We start from the raw sequence: 237 nt of genomic DNA, 5'->3' as shown, positions 1-237 counted from the left end.
GTGATCCAGCCGCAGGTTCTCCTACGGCTACCTTGTTACGACTTCACCCCAGTCATCTGTCCCGCCTTAGGCGGCTCCCTCCAAATGGTTAGGCCACCGACTTTGGGCGTTACAAACTTCCATGGTGTGACGGGCGGTGTGTACAAGGCCCGGGAACGTATTCACCGCGGCATGCTGATCCGCGATTACTAGCGATTCCGACTTCGTGCAGGCGAGTTGCAGCCTGCAGTCCGAACT

General features: G+C 58.2%; 1 rRNA gene. It reads right to left on the bottom strand.

Annotated elements, in window-relative coordinates:
* Positions 1 to 237 (bottom strand): 16S ribosomal RNA (locus H5S39_RS01220); the annotation flags it as partial.

This window comes from Limosilactobacillus rudii (assembly GCF_014145455.1).
GTDB lineage: Bacteria > Bacillota > Bacilli > Lactobacillales > Lactobacillaceae > Limosilactobacillus > Limosilactobacillus rudii.
The sequence above is the reverse complement of the archived record's forward strand: the minus strand, read 5'-3'. Positions and strand labels throughout refer to the sequence as shown.